General features: G+C 69.2%; 9 protein-coding genes. 4 read left to right on the top strand and 5 right to left on the bottom strand.

The window, feature by feature from the left end; translation table 11 throughout:
- Positions 1-28 precede the first annotated feature (28 nt).
- A complete protein-coding gene (locus ACFWPJ_RS16670) occupies positions 29-895 on the bottom strand; it encodes an alpha/beta fold hydrolase (RefSeq protein ID WP_378852218.1) in 867 nt (288 codons plus the stop codon).
- 220 nt (positions 896-1,115) lie between these two features.
- On the opposite strand from ACFWPJ_RS16670, the gene ACFWPJ_RS16665 reads away from it, so the two are divergent.
- Positions 1,116-2,015, top strand: coding sequence for a hypothetical protein (locus ACFWPJ_RS16665; RefSeq protein WP_378852216.1), 900 nt, complete (start codon positions 1,116-1,118; stop codon positions 2,013-2,015).
- A 30-nt stretch (positions 2,016-2,045) separates the two neighbouring features.
- On the opposite strand, the gene ACFWPJ_RS16660 is transcribed toward ACFWPJ_RS16665, so the two are convergent.
- The 4 genes from ACFWPJ_RS16660 to mtnA all read right to left on the bottom strand — a co-directional run bounded on the left by ACFWPJ_RS16660 (position 2,046) and on the right by mtnA (position 5,527).
- Positions 2,046-2,519: a hypothetical protein gene (locus ACFWPJ_RS16660; protein ID WP_378852214.1), complete on the bottom strand. Its 474-nt coding sequence runs from the start codon at positions 2,517-2,519 to the stop codon at positions 2,046-2,048.
- 103 nt (positions 2,520-2,622) lie between these two features.
- Complete coding sequence (gene mtnC, locus ACFWPJ_RS16655) at positions 2,623-3,315, bottom strand: acireductone synthase (RefSeq protein ID WP_378852212.1); 693 nt, start codon at positions 3,313-3,315, stop codon at positions 2,623-2,625.
- Positions 3,312-3,887, bottom strand: coding sequence for an acireductone dioxygenase (locus ACFWPJ_RS16650; RefSeq protein ID WP_378852210.1), 576 nt, complete (start codon positions 3,885-3,887; stop codon positions 3,312-3,314). Before ACFWPJ_RS16650 ends, mtnC begins: the two co-directional genes overlap by 4 nt.
- A gap of 2 nt (positions 3,888-3,889) precedes the next feature.
- The gene (gene mtnA / locus ACFWPJ_RS16645; protein ID WP_378852208.1) at positions 3,890-5,527 is read right to left on the bottom strand and encodes an S-methyl-5-thioribose-1-phosphate isomerase; all 1,638 of its coding nucleotides are present in this window, start codon (positions 5,525-5,527) and stop codon (positions 3,890-3,892) included.
- Between the two features lie 135 nt (positions 5,528-5,662).
- On the opposite strand from mtnA, the gene ACFWPJ_RS16640 reads away from it, so the two are divergent.
- Genes ACFWPJ_RS16640 through ACFWPJ_RS16630 form a run of 3 tightly spaced genes read left to right on the top strand, consistent with a single transcriptional unit; the run spans position 5,663 to position 6,573 of the window.
- Positions 5,663-5,929 carry a type II toxin-antitoxin system Phd/YefM family antitoxin gene (locus ACFWPJ_RS16640; protein ID WP_378852220.1) on the top strand — a complete coding sequence of 89 codons (267 nt, stop codon included), beginning with the start codon at positions 5,663-5,665 and terminating at the stop codon, positions 5,927-5,929.
- Positions 5,917-6,321, top strand: a complete 405-nt coding sequence (locus ACFWPJ_RS16635) for a PIN domain-containing protein (RefSeq protein WP_378852206.1) — start codon at positions 5,917-5,919, stop codon at positions 6,319-6,321. The genes ACFWPJ_RS16640 and ACFWPJ_RS16635 overlap by 13 nt, the downstream gene beginning before the upstream one ends.
- 12 nt (positions 6,322-6,333) lie before the next feature.
- The gene (locus ACFWPJ_RS16630; RefSeq protein ID WP_378852204.1) at positions 6,334-6,573 is read left to right on the top strand and encodes a hypothetical protein; all 240 of its coding nucleotides are present in this window, start codon (positions 6,334-6,336) and stop codon (positions 6,571-6,573) included.
- The last annotated feature ends 64 nt before the right edge of the window (positions 6,574-6,637 follow it).

Below are 6,637 nucleotides of genomic sequence, written 5' to 3'. Positions count from 1 at the left end.
TTTTACCGATGTGTCGGCGCATTAATATTCAAAAACCGCCCCCCGCCCGGCGCGCCGCCGCGCCCGGCCCGCCGCGCCCCCCGGGCGCCGAGAGGTGCGGTGCGCACGCGGTGACCAGTTCGATCAAAGCGCCGGCGACCTGCTCCGGATGGGTGAGGGCGCAGCCGTGACCCGCGCCGGGCACCGTGCGCACGCCGCGGGCGCCCGGCAATCCGGTCGCCAGTCGCGCGCATTTCTCGGCGGTGCTGCTGTGGTCGTGCTCGCCGCGCAGCACGAGCGCGGGCGCGGTGATCTCGCCGAGGCGGTCGATGACCGAATCGCGGTCGATCAGGCAGCGCGCCGCCGGCTGGATCGCCGCGCGGTCGTGGGTGAGCCAGCGGGTGATCCACCACCGCCAGATATCCGGGCGGTCGCCGCCGATCAATTGGGGAGCGAGCTTTTCGGCCAGCGGAACCAATTCGCCGGAGCCGCACCATTCGTCGAAGAATTCCTCGTAATAGGTTTCGTCGGCCCTGGTGCACGCGCCCGCCTCGGTATCGAGCAGGGCCAATCCGCCGACCCGCTCCGGCGCGAGCAGCGCCATGCGCAGGGCGGCATATCCGCCCTGGCTCATTCCGCCGACGACCGCCCGTTCGACGCCGACCGCGTCGAGCACGCGCAACCCGTCCTCGGCCAGGTCCCAATAGTCGAAGCGTGGGTCACGGCCGTAGCCGGTGCGGCCGTGGCCACGGGTATCCCAGGCGATGACGTTGATATCGTTGTGCGCCAATATCGTTCGAATCGGATCGAACATCGATTCGTCCATCAGGAAACCGTGGGCGAGTAGTACGGTGGGACCGCGGACGGCACCGGTGCGGAAATGGATGTTCACCGAATCGGAGTGCACGTAGGGCATGCTCGAAAGATACAAGCGGGGACACCGATTTCGTGTGGTTGCCGGGCATTGTTGTGACCGCCCGTCCCGTGTACTGCCGGAGCTGTGAATTCACTGGCGAGTGTATGTACCTCACGGGGGCGTGCCTATTCCATCGAGACTATGGACACCCGTGTTCATGGGCGATTGGATCGTAGGAGAACGACGTTCGGCTCGATCAGCATATTTCGGGGAGAAACTGATGAGGGTGACGGAGTACGGAAACCACGCACACATATGGCTCGCCGCCGCGGGCGACGGCCTCTCGGACACCTTCGCGGTGTGCGGCGCGGAAGGCAGGGCGATTTGGTACGGCCCCTTTCTCGACGCCGATGTCGATCATCCACACGGTGACCGCGCCGCCGCGGCCATGAGCGCGGCAGGGCGCGCGATCTGGCTGGCAGGCCGTGCCCGCGAAGACGCGGGCGCGGGCAAGGCGACACTGCACCTCTCGGTCAGCGATGACGAGCTCGACGCCGTCACGCTGGCCTGCACCGCATCGATGGCCGGCCTGGCCCTCGATCTCGTTGTCACCGACGACAATCCGGCACTGGACTGGTGCCACGCCTTCGGCAGGCTCGACTGGACCCCTGGCCGGCTCGGCGAACTCGTCGACCCCACCGAACCGCACGGTGCGCCGGCTCTCCGGTCGATCACCGGTGGCCTCGACCCGCAGACCGACCCACAGGAAAGGCTCGTCATGCAGGACAACGCTCTGGACCCTTGGACGGAACTGCGCTCGGCACTGGAGGGCCTGCTGCTGCACGACGCGGTCGGCATGGACGCCAAGATGCGCCACGCCGTCGCCGCCGTCGTCCACCTGACCGTCGACACCCCGCACGGCCCGCCCGAGGACGCCGAGGAGTTCCTCGGCCGCTTCGACGCCTCCTGGCTGGTCGCGTCCTGGCTGGGTCACGACACCGAACTGTCCCTGATCGCCACCCTCGCCGCGGGCGAGATCCCGGCCCTGTCCTGGTGCGAACTGATGTTCACCACCACCCTGGCGCCCTGGTCGACCAGCCCGGTCGCCGCCCATGCCCGCCGGGTGTTCGCCACCGTGCAGCGGGGCAAACTCGGCGCGGTCCGCGCTCAGGTGAGCTGAGTTCGCTTCGGTTGCCGGGTAATCGACGGGTCAGTGCTCGACGATCTGCACACCCAGCTCGCGCAGCCGCCCCACGATCTCGGGCGGGAAGAGTGCGCTCGGCAGCATGATCGGCAGCTCGCCGTAGCCGAAAGCCGCTACAGATCCGCGGATATCGATCGCGCTGATCGCGGTGTACGGCACCCGGAGCAGGTAGGTGGCTGCGGCGATGAGGACCGCGTCCGAGCCGAACTGCGCGGCCAACGTAGCCCCCGGAGCGGCGGTGGGGCGGATGACGCGCAAGACCGTCTCGGATGGGTGCTGGGTGCCGCGCCAGACGAGCAGTGCCAGCAGCGCCGCGATGACCAGCGGGAACAGCACGCCGAGCGGGCCGAAACGCAACCCGCCGAGGATAGCGATCTCGAGCGCGACGACGCCGAGGCAGGCCGCATTGATCTTCGCTCGCGGCCGGCGCCACGGCTCGGACAGGTGCGCGACTGCCAGTTCGTAGCACAGCCCCCACAACAGCCGCTGACCTGTACCACGGCCATCCCCGCGATCGCGGCGACGCAGTCGGAACCCGAGGGCCGGCCCGACGCTGCGGCCGTCCCGCGATCCGGCGCGGCCATCAAGCCCGAGCGCCGACCTCGATGTCGGCGAACGACTCGACCCAGCGATGGGGTGCCCGCGGCGGATTGGGCTCGCCCTCGCGATGGACTCCGACGACCTGCCATCCGGCAGCGGTCGCGGCGTCGAGTTCGTCCGGATGGTCGGACAGGAACAGGATCTCCTGCGCGGGGATGCCGATGCGGTCGGCGATGTCGTCGTAGGACGTGGATTCCCGCTTCGGGCCCGCGCTGACGAGGTCGAAGTGGTCGGTGATGAGGCCGGACAGGTCGCCTGCCTCGGCGAAGGTGAACCAATCTCGTTGGTTGCGTTCGGAACCCGAGGAGTACACGTAGAGCGGGAGCCCGGCTTCGTGCCAGGCCGACAGTGCGGGCACCACGTCGTCGAAGAACCGTCCGTGCAGTGCGCCCGCGCGGAAACCCTGGGCGCAGATCGCGCCCTGTGCCGCCTTGAGCGGCTCGGCCTTGACGTCGGAATGCAGCCAGCCGGTGAGGATTTCGGCGATCCGGTCGGTGTCTGCGGTGGGTTCGCCTGCCAGTTCACGGGTCTGCGTGATCACGGATTCGGCCGTGCCCGAGGCATTCTCGGCCAGCCAGGTGGGCAGGCGCTGCTCGGTGTACCCGTAGAGGTCGTTGCGGACCGAGTCGGTGGGGCTGGTCGTGCCCTCGATGTCGAGGACGATGGCGCGGGTCACGACGCGGTGAGCAGTTCGTCCAGCGTGGGGAAGCCCGCGCTGATCTTGTCGCCGGTGAAGTCGCCGATCCAGCCGTCGGCCTCCTCGAAGAAGCGCAGGGCGATGAAGTCGGGCCGAGTGCCCATGTCGAACCAGTGCAGGGTGCCCGCGGGCACCGAGAGCAGGTCGCCCGCTTCGCAGACGGTCGCCAGCACGGCGTCGCCGATGTGCAGGTAGAAGCAGCCGCGACCGGCGGCGAAGAAGCGAACCTCGTCCTCGGCGTGGCGGTGCTCGTCGAGGAACTTGGCGCGCGCGCCCGCCGCGGTGGCGGGCCACTCCGGGTTGTCGTCGTCGGGGTGGATGCGGGCGACGTCGATGTGCTCGTAGCGGCCCGACGCGTTGAGTTCGGTGATCTGCGGGGCGTAGTGGGCGAGCAGGGTGCCGGAGTCGGTGGTCGCGGCGTCGGCGAGAACGTCCCAGCGGGAGAACGCGATGCCGTGCTTCGCCAGCTCGGCGCCGATCTCGGCGGTGTCGGTGGTGCGCACGCGGACATCGGCGGCGTTGTCGGCGGCCATCACTTGCAGCAGGGTCATGATTATCCGATCTCGAGTGGCGTGGCGTCGGTGCGTCCGGTGCGGGCGATCAACTCGCACAGGGCTTCCAGGCATTCGGCGCGGTCACGCGCCTGAGCAAGAGTGTCACCCCAGGTGGTGATGCCGTGCCCGGTGATGAACAGAATCGGTGGGGCGGTGGGGTTTTCGCGCAGGTAGGTCTCGATGTCGGCGCCGATGCGCCCGACATCCGGCCAGTTCGGGAATACCGGCACGTCCACCGCGGACGGGTCGTCGAGGCCGAAGCCCTTGAGCAGCTCGTATCCGGTGATCCGCAGCGTGGTCACCGCGTCACCGGGCCGCGCGGCCGTGGTCGCCAGGGCGGTCGCGAACGGCGAGTGCACGTGCACGACCGCTCCCGCCGCGCGGGTGCGGTACACCGCGGTGTGAATGCTGGTCTCCGCGGACGGTTTACGGCTCTGCCCTGGCCGGGCGACCGTGTCGGCCACGCCGACGAGCACCGTATCCCGTTCGGTCAGTTCACCTTTGGACAGGCCGCTGGCGGTAATGAGTGCGTCGTCGCCTGCCCGCACCGAGATATTGCCCGCGGTTCCCGGCATCCAGCCACGGTCGTAGAGCTGCCGCGCCGTCGCCGCGATCGCGCCGCCCTGTGCGTCGAAGGTGTCCGAATTGCGGTAGACCACACCGTTTTCCGTGACCACGGCAGTCACGAGATCGGTGGGCGTCACGTCGAAGGCGGGGTTGAACACGGCGGTCCCGGCGGGCGCGCTCGCGACTCCGCCGAACCCGGTGACCTCGTCGGCGGCGCGCTGCTCGACCACGATCTGCGCTCCGGTGGCCATCGCGGTATCGCGGGTGGACTCCGGGGCGACCACGATGAACGGGATGCCGTGATGACGGGCGGCCAGCGCGAGGGTGAAGGTGCCGATCTTGTTGGCGACGTCCCCGTTGGCGGTGATCCGGTCGGCGCCGACCAGCACCGCATCGACCTGACCGGTGGCCATCGCCCACGCGGCGGCGGAGTCGATGGTCAGCCGGTGCGGGATGCCTGCCTCGGCCAGTTCCCACGCGGTGAGCCGGGCGCCCTGCAGCAGCGGACGCGTCTCGTCGACGATCACGTCCGCGACCGCGCCGCGTTCGTGCAGGACTCGCAGCGCGCCGATCGCGGTGCCGACCGCGCTGGTGGCGAGGCGCCCGGTGTTGCAGTGGGTGAGCAGCCGCAGCGGCCGGTCACCGCAGAGGTGTTGCACCAGGTCGGCGGCGTGGGTGGCGGCGGCGAGGTTGACGCGACCGTCCTCGGCCAGCATGTCGAGGGTCTCGGCCAGCACCGCGTCGGCACCGTCGGCGATCCGGGCACGCACCCGATTGACCGCCCAGGCCAGATTGACCGCGGTCGGCCTGGCGGCGGCGATCCGGTCGGCCTCGGCCTCCACTGCAGCCACATCGACCACGTGGTCGCTCGTGTGTGCCCTGGTCGCGATGACCACACCGAACGCGCCCGCGATCCCGATGGCCGGTGCGCCGCGGATAGCGAGGGTGGTGATCGCGTCGATGATCTCGTCGACGGTGCCCAGCCGCAGCTCCCGCGCCTCATGCGGCAGTCCGCGCTGGTCGATGGTGACGAGCGCACCGTCGTCCCAGATCAGGGAACTGTCGTCCATCAGGGTGTCCTTACTGCGAGTCCGTCTCTCCGCCCCGGTAGACGATATCTGACCTGGTCGACGCGTGGAACCGGGACTGATTCCGACATATGCCGTTCTGGCATCAGAGTATCTGATTCTGATAGTGTGCTGTACATGAAGGAGATTAGTGCGACCGAGGCGGCGCGGTCTTTTGCGCGGGTTCTCGATGAGGCGGAATCGGGTGAGGAGTTTGTCATCACCCGCAAGGGCGTGTGTGTGGCGCGACTGGTGCCGGCGCCCCGCTCGAACGGGGCGAGCGTGAACAGCCTGGCCCGTCGGTGGCGCGGCCGGATCGGGCTCGACGATGAGTTCGAAGCTGCCGTCGACTCGATCGACGAGTATGCGAGCGCGAGCGAGGACAGCGATTCGTGGCGAAGCTGATCCTCGACACCGGTGTATTGATCGCGGTCGATCGTGGCACAGTCGACCTGTCGGATGTTATTGCTGACGGCGACAACGTCGCGGTCGCCGCGGTCGTGATCGCGGAGTACCTCACCGGTGTAGCGGGCCAGACCAACCCCGCGAAACAGGCCAGCGCACGGAGCTTCCTCGCGGAGTTCCGTGCGGTCGTACCCTGCGTTCCCTACGACGATGCGATCGCGGAGGTGCACGCCGAGTTGCTGGCGTTCGTACGGTCCACGGGTGAACCGCGCGGCGCCCACGACCTGATCATCGCGTCGACGGCCCGGGCGACTGGTCGGGAGATCATCACAACGGATAGGCGAGCCCGGTTCGACGAGCTACCTGGGGTCGATGCGCGCATCGTCGGATGAAGGCTGCCTGACGTGGACGAGCCGCCGGAACGGGCGCGCCGGCCCGTCCACATCGTTGTGCACCAGGTCGCCGACCGGGTTGTGGTGCTGCGGCAGGGCCGGATCGCCGAAACCGGCGGGGTAGGCGCCGTGTGCGCCGTACCGGCCCTGGAGTGCACCCACCGCCTGCTCGACGCGGTGCCCGTTCCTTCGACGGGTCGCCGTCGGCGGGGCGGATCCGTGGTGCCCGGGCTACCGAGCGCCGGGGTCTGACGCGGAGGTGGCCGCGGGTCGGGGTGCCGGGGGGGGGGGGGGCCGGGGTATTAGATGTGGGCGG

The sequence above is a fragment of the Nocardia sp. NPDC058497 genome, assembly GCF_042720195.1.
Taxonomy (GTDB): Bacteria; Actinomycetota; Actinomycetes; order Mycobacteriales; family Mycobacteriaceae; genus Nocardia.
This window is presented reverse-complemented; position numbering and strand designations above follow the sequence as displayed.